The sequence below is a fragment of the Streptomyces lunalinharesii genome (assembly GCF_039532155.1).
Classification (GTDB): domain Bacteria; phylum Actinomycetota; class Actinomycetes; order Streptomycetales; family Streptomycetaceae; genus Streptomyces; species Streptomyces lunalinharesii.
The window spans coordinates 1-16,323 of sequence record NZ_BAAARK010000045.1 but is presented as its reverse complement, the minus strand read 5'-3'; the positions used below and the strand labels follow the sequence as shown (position 1 = coordinate 16,323).

Annotated in this window: 19 protein-coding genes and 2 pseudogenes; 9 read left to right on the top strand and 12 right to left on the bottom strand. The window is 72.2% G+C overall.

Annotated features, from left to right (window positions below):
- Position 1 precedes the first annotated feature (1 nt).
- Positions 2-1,216 carry a cytochrome P450 gene (locus tag ABD385_RS35930; RefSeq protein WP_344583815.1) on the bottom strand — a complete coding sequence of 405 codons (1,215 nt, stop codon included), beginning with the start codon at positions 1,214-1,216 and terminating at the stop codon, positions 2-4.
- Between the two features lie 193 nt (positions 1,217-1,409).
- Here ABD385_RS35930 and ABD385_RS35925 point away from each other — a divergent pair, with 193 nt between their 5' ends.
- Positions 1,410-1,673, top strand: coding sequence for a hypothetical protein (locus ABD385_RS35925; protein WP_344583814.1), 264 nt, complete (start codon positions 1,410-1,412; stop codon positions 1,671-1,673).
- The gene (locus ABD385_RS35920; protein WP_344583813.1) at positions 1,660-2,010 is read left to right on the top strand and encodes a hypothetical protein; all 351 of its coding nucleotides are present in this window, start codon (positions 1,660-1,662) and stop codon (positions 2,008-2,010) included. Before ABD385_RS35925 ends, ABD385_RS35920 begins: the two co-directional genes overlap by 14 nt.
- A 150-nt stretch (positions 2,011-2,160) precedes the next feature.
- Here ABD385_RS35920 and ABD385_RS35915 read toward each other — a convergent pair whose 3' ends face one another.
- Complete coding sequence (locus tag ABD385_RS35915; protein ID WP_344583811.1) at positions 2,161-3,243, bottom strand: FAD-dependent monooxygenase; 1,083 nt, start codon at positions 3,241-3,243, stop codon at positions 2,161-2,163.
- 84 nt (positions 3,244-3,327) lie between these two features.
- Here ABD385_RS35915 and ABD385_RS35910 point away from each other — a divergent pair, with 84 nt between their 5' ends.
- Positions 3,328-3,819, top strand: coding sequence for a TetR/AcrR family transcriptional regulator (locus ABD385_RS35910; RefSeq protein WP_344583810.1), 492 nt, complete (start codon positions 3,328-3,330; stop codon positions 3,817-3,819).
- A 164-nt stretch (positions 3,820-3,983) separates the two neighbouring features.
- Here ABD385_RS35910 and pcaB read toward each other — a convergent pair whose 3' ends face one another.
- Genes pcaB through ABD385_RS35885 form a run of 5 tightly spaced genes read right to left on the bottom strand, consistent with a single transcriptional unit; the run spans position 3,984 to position 8,203 of the window.
- Positions 3,984-5,393, bottom strand: coding sequence for a 3-carboxy-cis,cis-muconate cycloisomerase (gene pcaB / locus ABD385_RS35905; protein WP_344583808.1), 1,410 nt, complete (start codon positions 5,391-5,393; stop codon positions 3,984-3,986).
- Positions 5,390-5,977, bottom strand: coding sequence for a protocatechuate 3,4-dioxygenase subunit alpha (gene pcaG / locus ABD385_RS35900; RefSeq protein WP_344583806.1), 588 nt, complete (start codon positions 5,975-5,977; stop codon positions 5,390-5,392). Before pcaG ends, pcaB begins: the two co-directional genes overlap by 4 nt.
- A 1-nt stretch (position 5,978) precedes the next feature.
- Complete coding sequence (pcaH, locus tag ABD385_RS35895) at positions 5,979-6,755, bottom strand: protocatechuate 3,4-dioxygenase subunit beta (protein ID WP_344583804.1); 777 nt, start codon at positions 6,753-6,755, stop codon at positions 5,979-5,981.
- A 6-nt stretch (positions 6,756-6,761) separates the two neighbouring features.
- On the bottom strand, positions 6,762-7,421 hold the full coding sequence (locus ABD385_RS35890; RefSeq protein WP_344583802.1) for a 3-oxoacid CoA-transferase subunit B: 660 nt from the start codon (positions 7,419-7,421) through the stop codon (positions 6,762-6,764).
- Positions 7,421-8,203, bottom strand: a complete 783-nt coding sequence (locus ABD385_RS35885; protein ID WP_344583800.1) for a CoA transferase subunit A — start codon at positions 8,201-8,203, stop codon at positions 7,421-7,423. The genes ABD385_RS35890 and ABD385_RS35885 overlap by 1 nt, the downstream gene beginning before the upstream one ends.
- 137 nt (positions 8,204-8,340) lie before the next feature.
- Between ABD385_RS35885 and ABD385_RS35880 the strand changes: the two genes are divergently transcribed.
- On the top strand, positions 8,341-8,811 hold the full coding sequence (locus ABD385_RS35880; protein WP_344583798.1) for a MarR family winged helix-turn-helix transcriptional regulator: 471 nt from the start codon (positions 8,341-8,343) through the stop codon (positions 8,809-8,811).
- A 124-nt stretch (positions 8,812-8,935) separates the two neighbouring features.
- Here ABD385_RS35880 and ABD385_RS35875 read toward each other — a convergent pair whose 3' ends face one another.
- Both ABD385_RS35875 and ABD385_RS35870 read right to left on the bottom strand, forming a co-directional pair.
- Entirely contained in the window at positions 8,936-9,229 is a 294-nt protein-coding gene (locus ABD385_RS35875) for a chaplin (protein ID WP_344583796.1), read from the bottom strand.
- A 239-nt stretch (positions 9,230-9,468) separates the two neighbouring features.
- On the bottom strand, positions 9,469-10,005 hold the full coding sequence (locus tag ABD385_RS35870; RefSeq protein ID WP_344583794.1) for a DUF488 domain-containing protein: 537 nt from the start codon (positions 10,003-10,005) through the stop codon (positions 9,469-9,471).
- 155 nt (positions 10,006-10,160) lie between these two features.
- Between ABD385_RS35870 and ABD385_RS35865 the strand changes: the two genes are divergently transcribed.
- Positions 10,161-10,826 carry a class I SAM-dependent methyltransferase gene (locus ABD385_RS35865; RefSeq protein ID WP_344583792.1) on the top strand — a complete coding sequence of 222 codons (666 nt, stop codon included), beginning with the start codon at positions 10,161-10,163 and terminating at the stop codon, positions 10,824-10,826.
- A 206-nt stretch (positions 10,827-11,032) separates the two neighbouring features.
- On the opposite strand, the gene ABD385_RS35860 is transcribed toward ABD385_RS35865, so the two are convergent.
- Positions 11,033-11,578: a DoxX family protein gene (locus tag ABD385_RS35860; RefSeq protein WP_344583790.1), complete on the bottom strand. Its 546-nt coding sequence runs from the start codon at positions 11,576-11,578 to the stop codon at positions 11,033-11,035.
- A 252-nt stretch (positions 11,579-11,830) separates the two neighbouring features.
- Positions 11,831-12,550, bottom strand: coding sequence for a helix-turn-helix transcriptional regulator (locus ABD385_RS35855; protein ID WP_344583788.1), 720 nt, complete (start codon positions 12,548-12,550; stop codon positions 11,831-11,833).
- A 289-nt stretch (positions 12,551-12,839) separates the two neighbouring features.
- On the opposite strand from ABD385_RS35855, the gene ABD385_RS35850 reads away from it, so the two are divergent.
- The 4 genes and pseudogenes from ABD385_RS35850 (at position 12,840) to ABD385_RS41480 (ending at position 16,109) form a co-directional block, all read left to right on the top strand.
- Positions 12,840-14,084, top strand: coding sequence for an alginate lyase family protein (locus tag ABD385_RS35850; RefSeq protein WP_344583786.1), 1,245 nt, complete (start codon positions 12,840-12,842; stop codon positions 14,082-14,084).
- A gap of 150 nt (positions 14,085-14,234) precedes the next feature.
- A pseudogene (locus ABD385_RS35845) lies at positions 14,235-14,610 on the top strand (transposase); the annotation flags it as partial.
- Positions 14,611-14,662: 52 nt separating this feature from the next.
- A pseudogene (locus ABD385_RS35840) lies at positions 14,663-15,621 on the top strand (ISAzo13 family transposase); the annotation flags it as partial.
- Positions 15,622-15,734: 113 nt separating this feature from the next.
- Entirely contained in the window at positions 15,735-16,109 is a 375-nt protein-coding gene (locus tag ABD385_RS41480) for a transposase domain-containing protein (RefSeq protein WP_425585557.1), read from the top strand.
- Here the strand turns inward: ABD385_RS41480 and ABD385_RS35835 are convergent.
- Positions 16,052-16,323, bottom strand: a 272-nt coding sequence (locus ABD385_RS35835) for an ATP-binding protein (protein WP_344583784.1), incomplete at its 5' end; no start/stop codon positions are given. The genes ABD385_RS41480 and ABD385_RS35835 overlap by 58 nt on opposite strands.

Genomic DNA, 16,323 nt, shown 5'->3' with positions numbered 1-16,323 from the left:
GTCACCACCGGACCGGAACGTCGCACAGGCCGCCGACGACCAGTCCCTCGATGCGGCGCAACTCTGCGACCGGCACGGCGAGTTCCAGGGTGGGGAGGCGGCGCAGCAGGACGTCGAGGACGACCTGGAGTTCGGTGCGGGCGAGTGCCTGTCCCAGGCACGAGTGCGGCCCGGCGCCGAAGGCCAGGTGCGGGTTGGGGCTGCGCTCCAGCCGCAGCTCCTCGGCGGCGGCGAAGATCGCCCCGTCCCGGTTGGCGGCGGCCATGCTGCACACCAGGGTCGCGCCGCGGGGCAGGACGGTGCCGGCGACGTCGATGTCCGCCGTGACGTAGCGGGGCATGCCGAAACCGGCGTTGGCGTCGTACCGCAGGACCTCCTCCACAGCGGTGCGCACCAGTGCGGGGTCGGCGACCAGCTGCTGCCACCGGCGGCGATCGGCGAGCAGCAGCGCCATCATCTTGCCGATCATGTTGGCGGTGGTCTCGTGGCCGGCGATCAGCAGTGCCTGGCCGGTGGCGGCGAGTTGGTCGTCGGTCAGTCGCCCGCCGTCGGCGTCGGTCGCGGTGATCAGCGAGCTGAGCAGGTCCTCCCCCGGCTCCGCGCGCTTGGCCTCAAGGTGCTCGGTCAGGTAGGCGTGGAAGTCCCGTTGGGCGGTGTCGATCTCGTCCCGTCCGTAGCGGGTGAGGTTGAGCAGCATGTCGGACCAGCGGGAGAAGCGGTCCCGGTCGGCCGCGGGGACGCCGAGCAGATCGCAGATCACCCAGACCGGCAGCGGGAAACCGATGCTCGCCTTGAGGTCGGCCGGGTGGCCCCGGTCGACCATCTCGTCGACGAGTCGTTCCGCCATCGCCTCGATCGCCGGGCGCAGGGCGTTCATCCGCTTGGCGGTGAACCACTTGGTCAGCATGCGCCGCCAGCGCTGTTGTCCGGCGCCGTTGAGGGACTCGGCCATCGCGCTGTTGAACACCCCGCCGGAGGCGTCGGCGGAGATCCGGGCGGCGCCTTCGGCGTCCAGTTGCCGGGTGCAGCGGGGGTCGGAGAGCACCTGCTTGACGTCGTCGTAGCGGGTCAGCAGCGTGGCCCGGTCGCCGCTCGGCAGCGTCACCGGGGCCACCGGGCACGTGGTGCGCAACTCCCGCCATGCGGGCGGTGCTTCCAACGCGCCGGGGGCCGTCAGCGGGTAGGTCGGCGCGGGGGCGCCGTCGTTGTGGCTCACCACCGTCTCCCTTCGTCCTGGGGTCGGTGGGCAGTCAACGCCGCACCGGCCCTTAAGTCAAGCAACTGACTTAGAACGCAACCCCGTTCCGGCCCGGCCGTGTCCCTGCGGCGCCGCTGGTCATCTCAACTGATCGAGTGCACTCCGCGGGAGGTCGTCGTTTCGGGGGCGCGGGCCCGATACCCTCCGCGCCATGGGGACCTTCGCCGACGAAGCACGGTCGCGGCTGGCGAATCTGCTGCGCATGGCAGGCAACAGCGAGCGGGACCGGGCGCTGATCATCGCCTATGTGGAGTCCACGCCCGAGCCGCCGCCGCTCGGCCCGCGCGGCATCCACACCAGCGGCTGCCCGCGCTGCCGGAACACCATGTGGGGCCAACGCGACCGGGACGGGCGGCCGATCGCGGTCTGCGCGCGGTGCGGATGGGTCAAGGAGGCCGACGGTGGACTGTCCTGACTGCGACCTGTCGATGGTGGAGCCGGGACCGCTGAGCAACCGGCACTGCTGCTACCGCTGCGGTCGCGTCGCGGCGACCGGCGAGACCGCGGACGACATCACCATCCGTGAACGGGGACGGCAGGAGGCGTTCGTCCTGCTCGACTACGCGATGGCGCTGCGCGGCGAGTGCCGCACACGCGCCCCTAGGGAGGACCTGCCCATGGGCCAGCTCATTCAGACCCGAGGCTGCGGCAAGTGCGGCGGCACCATGTACCGGACCGTCGAGACGGACGGCGACGGGAATCCGACGCAGGAGAGCCAGTTCGTCTGTTCCGCCTGCGGCCGCATCGAGTGAGGTGACGGCGGGGCGGTCGACCGCCCCGCCGGGATTTCCGGTTCCCCGTGGGTGACCCGCACCACAGCAGGCACCGCACCCCGGGCTCGCCGGCGCGCGGTGGCCGCCGCAGCGCACCGCCCCCACACCCCCCATCGGGTCGGTGCGCGCCTACGCGGTTCCGTCCCCGGCGCGCTCCCCACCACCGCCGAACATCGCCGCGCCGTCCCGGCCCTTCGCCTGGTTCTCGGCGACGTAGGGCCGCACTTCCGCCTCGTACGCGGGGAACGCGGTCCGGTGGTCACCCGCCGCGGCGGCGAGTTGGCGGGCGAGCGAGCGCGCGCCGATGAGCGCCTGCGACGTGCCCATGCCGCTGGTGGGCGCGGCGCAGTAGCCGGCGTCCCCGACCAGCGCGATCCGGCCCCGCGACCAGCCGTCCAGGTGGATCTGGCAGGCCGAGGAGAAGGCGAAGTCGTCGGCCGCGGCCATCTCCGCCAGCAGGCGGGGCACCTCCCAGCCGTGCCCGGCGAACGCTTCCCGCACCGCCCGCTCCTGCACGTCCCGGCCCCGCCGGTCCAGCTCCGCCGAGGCCGAGGCGAAGGACAGGCTGACCACCATCCGGTCCGGGTCACCCGCGCTGAACGCGTAGGTCGCCGTGCCCTCGGTCAGCCGCAGCACTCCGCGACGGTCGAGTCCGAGGCGGTTGGCCGTGCTGAAGCCGGCACCGGACATGCCCAGGTGCCGCACGGCGTCGGCCGGCGCGTCGAAGGCGAGTCGGCGCACCATCGAGTGGACCCCGTCCGCACCGATGACGAGGTCGAAGCGCCGGGGCGCGGCCCGCTCGAACGTGACCGCCACGCCGGCGTCGTCCTCGCCGAGCGCGCTGATGGAGTCGTCGAAGACGTACTCCACGTCCGCCGCGGTGAGCCGGTGCAGGATCCGGGTCAGTTCCCGTTTCGGCACTTCGAGTTCGCCGGCGAACGTCGCGGCCGGCAGCTCCCCGACCTCCGCGCCCGCCTCGTCCACCAGCGTGGTGCCGCCCATCCGCGTGTCGTGCTCGCGCACCTCGTCGAGGACGCCCAGTTCGGCCAGCACCTCGAACGCCGCACCGCGGAAGTCCACCGCGTACCCGCTGTCGCGCAGGCCCGGTGCGCGCTCGACCACGGTGACCTCGTAACCGTCGCGGCGCAGGTAGTGGGCCAGGGCCGGGCCGGCCACGCTGGCACCGGAGATCAGAACCTTCGACTTCGTCATGGACGGCACGCTAACCAGCTCTTGCCCATTTGGTCAAACCATTTGGATGAACCAATTGGGCAACCCTCCGCTATGCTGTCCGGCATGGGAAACCGAGAGGATCTGCTCGCCGGGGCCAAGCAGTGCCTGATCGAACGGGGCTGGGCACGCACCACCGTCCGGGACATCGCCACGGCCGCCGGAGTCAGCCACGCCGCCATCGGCTACCACTTCGGCTCCAAGGACGCGCTGCTCACCCAGGCACTCGTGCAAGCCGTGGACGAACTCGACGAGGAACTCCGCCCGCGCACCCCGTCGGACCGACCGGAAGACCGCTGGCAGGCACTGATCGACAGCTTCACCACGCACCGGGCGCTGTGGGTGGCGCAACTGGAGGCCGCGGTGCAGGCCGAACGCTCACCCGAGGTGCGCGCCCACCTCGCCGAGGGGCAACGCCAGGGCCGGGAGGGCCTCGGCGGCTCGGTGCCGCTCGCGTTGCTGAGCGGCCTGATGTTGCAGTGGCTGGTGGATCCGGAGCACGCGCCGTCCGGCGCCGAGGTCGTCGAGGAACTCCGCTCGGTCACCGACCGACTCTGACCCCGGTGGCGTCGACGGCGACGGCGACCGCCACCGCCACCGCCACCGCCACCGCCACCGCCACCGCCACCGCCACCGCCCCGTAACTGGCCGGGTCGGGCATCGGTGCCGGCCCGGTGAGCGGTTCTGCACGACGGTGGTGCACGGAGCGGGCCGGGGCGCCCTCACCGCCGCATGAGCGCACGATCGGTGAGGGCGGCGGCCGCACCGGTGTAGCCGGTGGGGTCGGTGAGGGCGACCAGGTCGAGGTCCGCCAGGGCCGGCTCGGCCGACAGCGCGTCGGCGAGGCTGCCGCCTCCGGCACGGACGGTGTGCGCCGCCTCGGCGAGCAGTCGGCGGGCCCGGGACCGGCCCAGCCGAGCGGCGAGCACGACCGTCAGCCGCTCCGAGACGACCAGCCCGTTCGTCAGGTCCAGGTTGTCGCGCATCCGCGCGGGGTGCACGTGCAGGCCGGCGACGAGTTCCGCCGCGTCCCGGGCCGCTCCCCCGACCAGACGGAGCAGGTCCCGCAGGGTTTCCCACTCCGCGTGCCAGGCACCCGCGGGCCGCTCGTCCGCCGCGGCGACGCACCCGTACAGCACGGCGGCCAACCCGGGCGCCCGGTGCGCAGCCGCGGCGACGAGCGTGGCCCGCACCGGATTGGCCTTGTGCGGCATGGCCGACGAACCGCCCCCGGCCCCCTCCCCCACCTCGCCGACCTCGGTGCGGGACAGGACCAACACGTCGGCGGCGAGCTTGCCCAGCGCCCCGGCGGTGAAGGCCAGCGCGCCGGCGAGATCGGCCACCGGCGTCCGCAGGCCGTGCCAGGGCAACTCCGGTTCGGCCAGGGCGACTTCCCGGGCGTAGGCACCGAGCAGGCGGAGCGCGTCCGCCGGTGGCGCGGCGTGGGCGGCCTGCGCGTAGGCGTGGAAGGCGGCCAACGTGCCGGCCGCCCCGCCGAGTTGGGCCGGGAGGGTGCCGCGTACGGCGAGCAGCCGGTCCCGGGCGTCCAGCGCCAGGCTGCGCCAACCCGCGGCCTTCAGTCCGAACGTCGTCGGGACGGCGTGCTGGGTGAGCGTGCGGCCCGCCACGGGCGTGTCGCGGTGCTCGCCGGCCATCCGCGCCAAGGCACCGGCCACAGCCTCCAGATCGGCCACGACCAGCCCCGTGGTCCGGTGGGCCACCAGCATCAACGCCGTGTCGAGGATGTCCTGACTGGTGGCGCCGCGGTGCACGTACGGCGCGTGGGCGTCGGGCACCGCCGCGGTCAGTGCGGCGACCAGGGGGACGACCGGATTGCCGCCGCCCCGCCCGCGCAGCGCGAGTTCGCGGACGTCGAAGCGTTCCGCGCGGGCGGCCTCGGTGACGGCCCGGGCCGCCGCGGCGGGCGCCAGGCCGAGTGCCGCCTGTGCCCGGGTGAGCCCGGCCTCGGCGTCCAACAGGGCCTGGAGGACGGCGGTCTCGCCCGTGGCCGCCTCGGCCGCGGAGCCCACCCGCACCGGGTCGAGCAGTCCGGCGTCCGGCGCGTCGTACGACGGGAACGCGCCGCCGTGGCCCTCGTCAACGACGTCGTGGCCGTCATGGTCGACACTCATGCGAACTCCAGGAACACCGTCTCCGCCGCACCCTGCAACCGGATGTCGAAGCGATGACTGCCCCGCGGTTCGGCGATCGCCATCAGGGTCGCGCGCCGTTCGGGTGGCAGCGCGGCCAGCAGTGGGTCGGTGACCGGCTCGCGGTCCGCCGCCGGCAGGTACACCCGGGTGAACAGGTGCCGGGTCAGGCCGCGGGCGAAGACGCAGACCGCGAGGTGGGGCGCGTGCGCGCCGCGGGCGCCGGGGCGCAGGGTGCGGACCGTCCAGTGGCCGTCGGCATCGGTCGCGACCCGCGCGAAGCCGGTGAAACCGAGCCCGTCCCGGCCGAGGAAGCCACCGGTCGTCGGGTCCCGGCGCAACGATCCGGTGGTCCGCGGCAGTTCGCCGTCCGGACCGGGTCCCCAGAATTCCACCAGTGCGTCCGGGACGGGGGCGCCCGCGCCGTCCCGGACGTGGCCGTGGAGGACGAGGGTGTCCGGATGGCCCGCCGGGGCCGCGTCCGCGCCACCCGGGAACGGCAGGGCGTATCCGTAGAACGGGCCGACGGTTTGGGCGGGCGTGGGCCGTGCGGAGGGGGTCGTCACGTCAGCGGCCCTCCTCGATCCAGGTGGCGGTGGGGCCGTCGAGGACGATGTCCCAGCGGTAGCCCAGGGACCATTCCGGCTCCGAGAGGTCGTGGTCGTAGTGGGCGACCAGCCGTGCGCGGGCGGCGGCGTCGGTGACCGACTGGAGGATCGGATCGTGCGCGAAGAGCGGATCGCCGGGGAAGTACATCTGTGTGATCAGCCGTTGGGCGAACGCGGTGCCGAAGAGCGAGAAGTGGATGTGCGCGGGACGCCAGGCACCGGTGTGGTTCCGCCAGGGGTAGGCCCCGGGCTTGATCGTGGTGAACGCGTAGCCGCCGTCGTCGCCGGTCAGCGTCCGGCCGACGCCGGTGAAGTGCGGGTCGAGCGGTGCGGGGTGCTGGTCGCGTTGGTGGGCGTAGCGGCCGGCGGCGTTGGCCTGCCAGATCTCGATCAGTTGGCCGCGCACGGGACGGCCGGAGCGGTCCAGCAACCGGCCGCTGACGGTGATGCGTTCGCCGAGCGGTGCTCCCTGGTGCTGGCGGGTGAGGTCGTGGTCGAGCGCGGTGACGTCGGTCCTGCCGAACGCCGGTGAGGCCAGTTCGACGGCCTCGGGGTCCTGCGACGACGCCACCGCGACCAGGGGTTGCCTGGGGTGTCGCAGTGCGGTGGACCGGTACGGCGGGTAGTCGTGCGCCGGCTGTGCGGTGCGCGGGGCGCCGCCGGCGACGGCCGTCTCGTAGGTCGCCCGCGCCTGCGCGATCTCGCGGTCGATCTCGCTCTGGGTGACTGCTGCCATGCGTCCTCAACCCTTCTGGTCACGCGGCGAGTTGGTCCCGATCCGCACCGGTGCGGCCGTCTTCGCCACGATCTCCTCGACGGTGACGCCCGGCGCCCGCTCCACGAGGACGAACCCGTCGGCCGCGGTGTCGAGCACGCCGAGGTCGGTGATGATCCGGTCGACGCACCCCCGGCCGGTCAGCGGCAACGTGCAGTCCGCGACGAGCTTGGCGGAGCCGTCCTTGGCCGTGTGGGTCATGGCGACGAGGACGGTGCGGGCGCCCTGCACCAGGTCCATCGCCCCGCCGATCCCGCTGATCATCTTGCCGGGCACCGCCCAGTTGGCGAGGTCGCCGCGGTGCGACACCTCCAGGGCGCCGAGCACCGCGACGTCGATGTGACCGCCCCGGATCATGCCGAAGGACAGGGCGGAGTCGAAGTAGGAGGCACCGGGGAGGACCGTGACGGTCTCCTTGCCGGCGTTGATGAGGTCGGGGTCGAGCTGGTCCTCGGTGGGGTAGGGCCCGGTGCCCAGGATCCCGTTCTCCGACTCCAGGACCACCTCCACGCCCGCCGGCAGGTAGTTGGGGATGAGGGTGGGCAGTCCGATGCCGAGGTTGACGTACTGACCATCCGTCAGCTCGGCGGCCGCCCGTGCGGCCATCCCGGCCCGGTCCCAGGGCATCAGCGGCGCTCCCTTCCCGCGGTTCCGGGCACGGCGACGGTGCGCCGTTCGATCTGCTTGTCGGCCGCCTGCTCCGGGGTCAGCGCCACGACCCGCTGGACGAAGACGCCGGGCAGGTGGACCTGGTCCGGGTCGATCGCACCGGGCTCGACCAGCTCCTCCACCTCGGCGACCGTGATGCGCCCGGCCATCGCCACGAGCGGGTTGAAGTTCCGGGCGGACTTGGCGAAGACCAGGTTGCCGTGGCGGTCCCCCTTGGCGGCCCGGACGAGTCCGAAGTCGGTGCGGATCCCCCGTTCCAGGACGTGCGGGCGCCCGTCGAACTCCCTGACCTCCTTGGGCGGCGACGCCACTGCGACCCCGCCGGCGCCGTCGTACCGCCACGGCAGCCCCCCGTCGGCGACCTGAGTGCCGACCCCGGCGGGGGTGTAGAAGGCGGGGATCCCGGCACCGCCGGCGCGCAGCCGCTCCGCGAGCGTCCCCTGCGGAATCAGCTCGACCTCCACTTCGCCGGCCAGGTAGCGGCGCGCGAATTCCTTGTTGGCGCCGATGTACGAGCCGGTGACCCGGGCGACCCGGCCGGCGGCGAGCAGCACGGCCAGCCCCCGGTCGAGCGCACCGCAGTTGTTCGAGACGACGCCGAGACCGCCGACGCCCGCGTCGTGCACGGCGCGCAGCAGCACGTCGGGCACCCCGCTGAGCCCGAAGCCTCCGACGGCCAACGAGGCGCCGTCCCGCACGTCGGCCACCGCCTCGGCGGCCGAGCCCACCACCTTGTCCATGCCCAACTCTCCCCTGGTGCCACCAGATTGCTCAGTACACTGACTATCTATCGGCAGTTTCGAAGCGTGACATGATGAGTAAGAGAGGGCAAGACCCTCCGTACAGAGATCATTGGCGAGAGGAGCAGGGAGGCACCGTGCCCGCGCTCGACCTCAGCACCCACCCCGGCCACCTGGCCCGACGGCTCCAGCAGGCGCACACGCTGCTGTGGACCACGATCGTGTCGGAGGACGTCACCTCCCCGCAGTTCGCCGTGCTCAACACCCTCGTCGGCGAGGACGGCCTGGACCAACGGACTGTGGGCGAGCGGGTCGGCCTCGACCGGTCGACCATCGCCGAGGTGGTCCGGCGCCTAGTGGCGCGCGAGTTGATCGAGAAGACCCGCGACACCGAGGACGCCCGCCGCTCCGTGCTGCGGCTCACCGCCGAGGGCGGCCGGCTGCACCACCGGCTCGCCGGCCGGACCGCCCGGATGAACCGGATCTTCCTGGCCCCCCTGGACCCCGAAGAGCAGGGCACGTTCCTGGAGTTGCTGCACCGGGTCTCCGCCGCGGCCGAGGAGCTGCGCCAGCCCACCACACGGGCGCCGGGCGCGCCGCGCTCCTGAGCCGCGGGAAACGCCGCACCACGAACGACGGGACCCGCCCCGCCCGCACCGGGGTGACCGGAACGGGAACGGGACGGGTCCGATGCGTCGAAGACCATGGCTCACACGGTCGGTGACGACTGCTTCAGCGCCGGCCGCCCTTGCCGTGGTGACCCATGTGGTGCTTGTGGTGCTTGAAGTGGCCGTTGACACAGACGTTTCCGAAGGCCGGGCTCAGCAGCCCCGCGACGTCGACGGTGTTGCCACACAGGTTCACGGGAACGTGCACCGGGATCTGAATGAGGTTGCCCGACAGCACACCGGGCGAACCGACAGCGCTGCCCGCCGCGTGACCGTCGGCGAAGGCAACCGAACTCCCGCCCAGAGCGGTTCCAGCCGCGAGGGCGGCCACGGCGGTAATCCGAATGATCCGTGACATTCCGAACCTTTCGTTCGTTCCAAGCGACCCACTGCCGCTCGCTGCTCTTCCCTTCGGCACACAGATCGCCGGCATTAAGGCAAGGGGTAGCAATTAGCTCTTTCGCGTTGTTTCACTCATGCCGACCACTCGTGCGTGCCGCATTGCCGCGCTCCGCGTTTCCGTCCGCAGACGGCACCGCGTCCGCAGACGGCACCGCCGGGGCGGTCCGGGGCCGCCGCGGTCCCCCGGGACATCCGTCAAACGCCCATCGGGGCTCGGCAGTGCGGGCAGGTGACCGTCCCTCGGGCGGCGCAGTGACGGCCGCAGTCGGGACAGACCCGACCCAGCCAGCAGGCGCTGTCCCCGCCCTCCGCCGGGCGGCCGGCCCCGCCGGCCCGCAGGTGCCGCGCCAGGACCCTGGCGTGACTGAGGTGTATCGGCGTGACGGCGGTCTGCAGCACCAGCGGTCCGCCGCGCGCCAGCCCGTGGAGGCGCCGGAGCCCGGCGGCGCGCACGGGCTCCCCCAGCTCGCGCTCGTAGCGGTCGGCGAACGTCGCGTACCTCGCCTCGCGCACGCCGTACCACCGCCACAGCGCGGCCGAGGGCGCGACGGCGGCCAGCCACACGTCCGGGTACGCGACCCCGGACCTGCGCCCCAGCGGCAGGGTCCGGTCGACCAGCACCCGTATTCCGGGCCAGGGCCGCGCGACGGCGAACATCGATTCCGTCCAGACCCTGCGGGTGGTCTCACCGGCGGCCTGGGCGTGGCGTTCCGGTCGTTCCTCACCGCTCACCGGGTGCACTCCTTGTCGTCCGTCAGCCAGCGCTTCGAGGCTCTCATGCGGCGTTCACCCCGGAGCGGACCCGCGCCCGACGTCCGGCCGACGTCGGGCGGTCGGACGCCGGCTCTAGGGTGGAGGTGAACAGGGCACGGGCAGGGCGAGGAACGATGACGAACGGCGAGCCGGAGCTGGCTGCGGAGCAGCGGCGCCACTGGCAGCGGACGTACTCCGCGCACCCCGGCATGTACGGGGTCGAGCCGTCCGCCCCGGCCCGGCACGCCGCCGGGGCGTTCCGCGCCACCGGCGCCCGGCGGGTGCTGGAGCTGGGTGCGGGGCACGGCCGCGACGCCCTGGCCTTCGCCCGCGAGGGGTTCTCGGTGCACGCCACCGACTTCAGCGCCACCGGCCTCGACCAGCTTCGCCACGCCGCGCGGGAACGGGGCCTGGACGGGCGGATCACCACCGACGTGCACGACGTCCGCGATCCGCTGCCGCTGCCGGACGACTCGGTGGACGCGGTCTTCGCGCACATGCTGCTGTGCATGGCGCTGTCGACGCAGCAGCTGCGGGACCTGCTGGCCGAGGTGCGTCGCGTGCTCCGGCCCGGCGGCACGTTCGTCTACACGGTGCGGCACACCGGCGACGCCCACTACGGCGCAGGCGTCGCGCACGGTGACGGCATCTACGAGCACGGTGGCTTTGCCGTGCACTTCTTCGACCGCGCGCTGGTCGACGAGTTGGCGGTGGGCTGGCAGCTGACCGAGGTCCACGGCTTCGCGGAAGGCGCTCTCCCGCGCCGGCTGTGGCGCGTCACCCAGACCCTGCCCGGGTGACCCCACCGGCTTGCCCGCACGAGTGCCGCGGGCGCCGCGTCGCCCGGCCGCCGGGTGGCCGGGCGACGGACGCTCGGCGACGGTGCCGCGGGATTCCGGCGGATGACGGCGGTGTGGCTGGTGGGAGGCGTCGAAGACCTTCGTGGTGGGAGTGGGAGTGGGAGTGGGAGGGGTGGGTGTGGCGGCGCGTGACGCGGGAGCGGTCGTCACAGGCTGAGGACGATCGCCGCGCCGACGCCGCCCAGGATCAGGGCGAGGGCTCCGGCCCGCCAGCCGCCGTGGCGCCAGGGGAAGAAGCGGTCGACGGCGAGGGTGCCGGGGCCGATGAGGGCCACGGCGAGTGCCAGGAAGGCGATGACCATCGGGTATTCGAGGCCGCCTTCGGTCGCCCACAGGCCGTGCGAGGCGGAGACGACCATGGCGTTGATCATGACGCCGATCACCGCGGCGGCGGCCAAGGGGGTCAGGAAGCCCAGTGCGAGCCCCAGGCCCCCGAGGAATTCGGAGGCACCGGCGATGCCGGCGAACAGGGCGCCGGGCCGGTACCCCAGGGCCTCGAAGCCCTTGCCGGTGGCTTGGAGCCCGTGGCCGCCGAACAGGCCGAACAGCTTTTGGCAACCGTGGCCGGCCATCAGGAGGCCGAGCGGCAGCCGTAGCAGCAACAGGCCCAGGTCGGCGGGGCGCACGGCCGACGGGGAGGGGCTCACCGCGGTCGCGGTGGGGCGCGGGGCAGACGTGGTTGCGCGTTCCATGACGGAACCACCTGTACGTCGATGACGCCCGCTGGCGAACGTCGCGTCGGACGGGCGCCGGTGTGGGAAAAGGGGGAGGCAACTCGTTACGGGCACGCAGGTGAGGTGATCGAACGGGCACGTGGTCCTGTGCGGTGCCCTGGGCCAGGGCCCGGCCCGCCCCCACTTTCGATACTTCTCCCTCTGCCGGGCGAGGTCCAGGGGTTGCGGAAAATTTCGCTGGTGTTTTTCACCCCCGGAGGCCCTGGTCCGCTATGCGCCGTTGCTCCCGTCGGCCGTCGGCCGGGCGCGCAGCTCGACGCAGCACCGGCCGGGAACCGGGGCCAGGACGGCGTCGGTGGCGTCGCTGCCCAGGCCCCGCAGGTAACCGGCCAGGAAGGCGCGGTTGAGGTCACAGACCAGCTCGGGGGCCTTGGCTGCGAGCGGGTGGAACGGGCAGTTGCGCAGCCGCACCAGCGTCGGGGTGGCGCGTTCAGGCTCGAAGCCCAGGCGGTCGAGCGTGTCGAGGGCGAGCGTGAGACCGCGCTCGGGGCCGAGCCGGCCGGGGCGGATCCGGGCGCGCTCCGCGGCGCCGACGCTCTCGCCGTGTTCGCCCGCCACCCGCACTGCCGCGTCGTGCGCCGATTCGCCGGGCCCTGCGCGGAGCACGGCGTCGGTGAGGAGGTCGGCCAGTAGTTGGAAGCGGCGTTCGGGGACGCTGACTTCGATCGCCGCGTCCACGGGTTCGTAGACCTTCGGGCGCCGACCGACCTTGCGGATGCCGGACGGCGACGCGTAGTGGGCCCGCAGCAAGCCGGCCGCGACGAGTTTGTCGAGGTGGAAGGCGGCGAGCTTGCGGGAGACGCCCACGCGGGCGGCCACCTCCTCGCGGGTGAGCGGGCGGTGCTCGCGCCGGATGACGTCGAACATGCGCCGCCGCAACTCGTCTCCGAGGACGGCGAGCGCGGTGAGCGAGGCGTCATCGAGTCCCACGAAACCAAGATATCGCACACATATGTGGGTGTTTCGGATGACGGTACGGCCTCGAACGGTCCGGCCTCTCCCCCGACGGATGCGGCGCGATCTCGCGGCCGGGATGTTCACCGGCCGGCCTCCGGCCTTCCGGGGCGCGGGCCCCGTCGCGCGCGGCCGTCGTCGTGCTGGCGTCGCACGCTCCCTTGGCATGCACATGCGTCAGTGCTTCAATGCCGGAGGCCGATAGGAAACTTTCCTACCGACTCTTGGCACGGGTGCCCCATCCACTTCCGAGAGGACGGTCCCGATGGGCCGCAAGACCACGACGTCATTGATGGCCGGCGCAGCGCTCACCGCCCTCCTCGCCCTCACCACCGGGCCCACCGGGGCCGGTTCGGCGCGCGCCGCCACGACCGCGGCCCCGGTGTCCCGCGATGCCGAGCGGGGACGGACACCTACCTCGGCACCGCCCTTCCACCATCCCGGCGTCCTCGTCGGCGCACGGCAGTTGGCCTTCGTCAAGGGGCGACTGGACGCCGGGGCCGAGCCGTGGAAGTCCGCCCTCGCGCAGCTGACGTCCAGTCGGTACGCCGCGCTCGACTGGAAGCCCGCACCGCGCGCCACCGTCGAGTGCGGTTCCGGTTCGCACCCCAACCACGGCTGCTCCGACGAGCGCGACGATTCGATGGCCGCGTACACCGACGCGCTGCGGTGGGCGCTCACCCGCGACCAGCGCTACGCGGACAAGGCGATCGGCATCATGGACGCCTGGTCGGCCGTCATCCGGGAGCACACCAACACCAACGCCCAGCTCCAGACGGGTTGGGCCGGCAACAACTGGGCCCGGGCCGCCGAGTTGATCCGGCACACCGGCGCGGGCTGGCCGGCCGCCGCCGTCCGTCGCTTCGAGTCCGTGCTGCGCACCGTCTACCTGCCCGAACTCACACCCGGCAGCCCGCGCAAGAACGGCAACTGGGAACTGATCGAGACCGACGCGCTGATGGGCATCGCGGTCTTCCTCGACGACCGTGCGGCGTTCGACCGGGCCGTGACGATGTGGCGCAAGCGACTTCCCGCGTACGTCTACCTGGCGTCGGACGGACCGTTGCCGGTGCCACCCCCGAACACGGACATCAAGGGCAGGGACGCCCTCGTCAAGTACTGGCAGGGGCAGTCGGAGTTCAGGGACGGACTCGCGCAGGAGAGCTGCCGCGACTTCGGGCACACCGGCTGGGGCCTGGAGGCCGCCGCGCAGACCGCCGAAACCGCCCGGCTGCAAGGGCTCGACCTGTGGGCGGAGGGCCGTCAACGCCTTCTCAAGGCACTGGAGTTGCACACCGCCTACGACAACGGCACGAGCACACCGCACTGGCTGTGCGACGGCACCGTCAAGACCGGCCTCGGACCAGCGGTCCAGCTCGCCTACAACGAGTACCACGGGCGCGAGGGCATCGCCATGCCGCAGACCGCACGGTACGTCGCCGCGCACAGCCCGTTCGGCGTCAACTACTTCATCGGCTGGGAGACCCTGACGCACACCGACGCCCCGTGAGCCGTGCACTGCCGGGCACGCGCCCCGACCGGCCGCGGGTGCCGGGTCGGGGCGCTTCGGCGCCGCGGACCGCTGCGGTTCGGTCCGTGCGTCCTAGTACTGCAACGGCGCTTGCCATGACTGATGGCCAGGTCGGTCGTTGGTGTGGTTATGAGTGGGGACCTTGCTGATGTCGGGTTGTGGGCGGGTGAACTGGAAGCTGTGCATGGGCGGTTCGTGCACCGTTTCAGCAGGCCGGAGCCGCGGGAACCCGCATTGGCATATATGCGGGGCCTGATCGCTCCACTGCAGCGGAAGAACGGCTGAATGCTGACGGAGGAAGCCGGCCACGCGGGCCCGGACCGCATCCACCGGATGCTGAACCGGATCGAGTGGGATGCCGATGAGGTGCTCGATGACGTGCGCCAGTACGTCGTCGACAACCTCGGCGACCGCCAGGCTGTCCTGGTCGTGGACGACACGGGCTTCTTGTAAGAAGGGGACGCGGTCGGCCGGGGTGCAAAGTCAGTACTCCGGAACCGCCGGGGCCTGTATTTCAATTACTGCTCAGTGCAAGGGTGTTGGCGGGACAATGAGGTGTGATTGCGCGTGCGGCCGCTCGGGCTTCAGTTGTGGCTTTGAGGGCGAAGTTCGATCAGTTCCTTCCCCATCTCGATGAACGACGTCGTCGGATCTACCTGGCCAGCGAGGCCGCCGCGCTTGGCCACGGCCGGATCACGCTGGTGACCCCGCTTCTGGCCCCAGTGCGGCCACCATCACACGCGGGATCGCCGAGCTGTCGGGGCACCCTTTGCCCACCGGGCGGATCCGGGCTCCAGGAGCCGGCCGTAAGCCGGTGACAGTCACCAACCCCGGTCTGCTGCCCGCGCTCGAAGCTCTGATCGAGCCGCACACCCTGGGCGATCCGGTCTCGCCGTTGCGTTGGACCACGCTCTCGCTGCGGTCCCTGGCCTCAGCGTTGACCGCTCAGGGCCACCCGGCCAGCGCGGCGACCGTTGGACGCCTGCTGCACACCCTGGGATACAGCCTACAGGGCACCGCCAAGACCACAGAAGGTGCAAGTCATGCTGACCGGGATGCTCAGTTCACGCACATCAACGCCACTGCCGCAGCCTTCCTTGAAGACAACCAACCAGTGATCAGTGTGGACACCAAGGCCAAAGAATGGCTCGGCAACCGCGACCGGCCCGGCCGCACCTGGCGGCCGGGCAAGAACCCCATCCGCATGGACTGCCACACGTTCACCACCAGCGACCAGCCCGTGGTCATCCCCTACGGGATCTACGACATCGCTCGCGACACCGGCTGGGTCAACGTCGGGACCGACCACGACACGGGCGAGTTCGCGGTGGAATCCATCCGCCGCTGGTGGCAGCAGCGCGGCCGGAAGGACCACCCGGACGCCGGCCGGCTGCTGATCACCGCCGATCGCGGTGGTTCCAACGACCCCCGCCGCTGGACATGGAAAAAGCACCTCGCCGCCTTCGCCCTGGAAAGCGGACTGGAGATCACGGTCTGCCACTTCCCACCCGGAACACAATGCCGTTGCTTGAGCGTGGCAAGCAGTTCGCGGTGACGATGAGGCAGCGCGGTCGTTGGACCCGGCATGCATCCGTGGGTGGGGGTATCTGATCGTGTGCGGCTGGGGGTGTGACCCGATGGGTGGCCCCTGAGCTTGTTGCCGGAGTGCTGGAGAGATGCGGGGTTCGTGACAAGAAGCCTGGCGCTCTGCTGGCCGGGTTCATCGTCTACTTCACGCTGGCACTGGCTCTGTTCCAGCAGGACTCCTACGACGACGTAGCGGAGCAACTGGTTGGCGGTATCCCGGAGTTGGACCGATGCATCCCCAACAAGTCCTCGTTCACGCGGGCACGCAGGCGTCTGGGGCCGCGGGTCCTGGAGACATTGTTCCGTCCGGGCAGCCAGCTCGGTTCTCTGAGTAGTGCGCTGGGGTACCGCATGCCCGGTCAGGCGTCGACTGAGTCGGCGACGGGCTGCCCCTCGTGGGTGGGCGGAGGGGCGTGAGGTGCGCAGGCGGGCAGGGTGAAGGTGCTGCCTTTGCCCGGCGCGGTGTGTACCGACACGGTGCCGCCGTGGGCTTCGGTGATCGATTTGACGATGCTCAGGCCGAGTCCCGTGCCGCCGGTGCCGGGGGTGCGGGACGTGTCGCCGCGGTAGAAGCGCTCGAAGATCCGGCTGGCGGTGTCGGGGGCCATGCCGGGCCCCTCGTCGGTGACGT

Coding starts and splice junctions, on each gene's coding strand:
- ABD385_RS35925 (WP_344583814.1), top strand. CDS start 1,410: ATGGGGACCTTCGCCGACGAAGCACGGTCGCGGCTGGCGAATCTGCTG.
- ABD385_RS35915 (WP_344583811.1), bottom strand. CDS start 3,243: ATGACGAAGTCGAAGGTTCTGATCTCCGGTGCCAGCGTGGCCGGCCCG.
- ABD385_RS35910 (WP_344583810.1), top strand. CDS start 3,328: ATGGGAAACCGAGAGGATCTGCTCGCCGGGGCCAAGCAGTGCCTGATC.
- pcaB (WP_344583808.1), bottom strand. CDS start 5,393: ATGAGTGTCGACCATGACGGCCACGACGTCGTTGACGAGGGCCACGGC.
- pcaH (WP_344583804.1), bottom strand. CDS start 6,755: ATGGCAGCAGTCACCCAGAGCGAGATCGACCGCGAGATCGCGCAGGCG.
- ABD385_RS35890 (WP_344583802.1), bottom strand. CDS start 7,421: ATGCCCTGGGACCGGGCCGGGATGGCCGCACGGGCGGCCGCCGAGCTG.
- ABD385_RS35885 (WP_344583800.1), bottom strand. CDS start 8,203: ATGGACAAGGTGGTGGGCTCGGCCGCCGAGGCGGTGGCCGACGTGCGG.
- ABD385_RS35875 (WP_344583796.1), bottom strand. CDS start 9,229: ATGTCACGGATCATTCGGATTACCGCCGTGGCCGCCCTCGCGGCTGGA.
- ABD385_RS35865 (WP_344583792.1), top strand. CDS start 10,161: ATGACGAACGGCGAGCCGGAGCTGGCTGCGGAGCAGCGGCGCCACTGG.
- ABD385_RS35860 (WP_344583790.1), bottom strand. CDS start 11,578: ATGGAACGCGCAACCACGTCTGCCCCGCGCCCCACCGCGACCGCGGTG.
- ABD385_RS35850 (WP_344583786.1), top strand. CDS start 12,840: ATGGGCCGCAAGACCACGACGTCATTGATGGCCGGCGCAGCGCTCACC.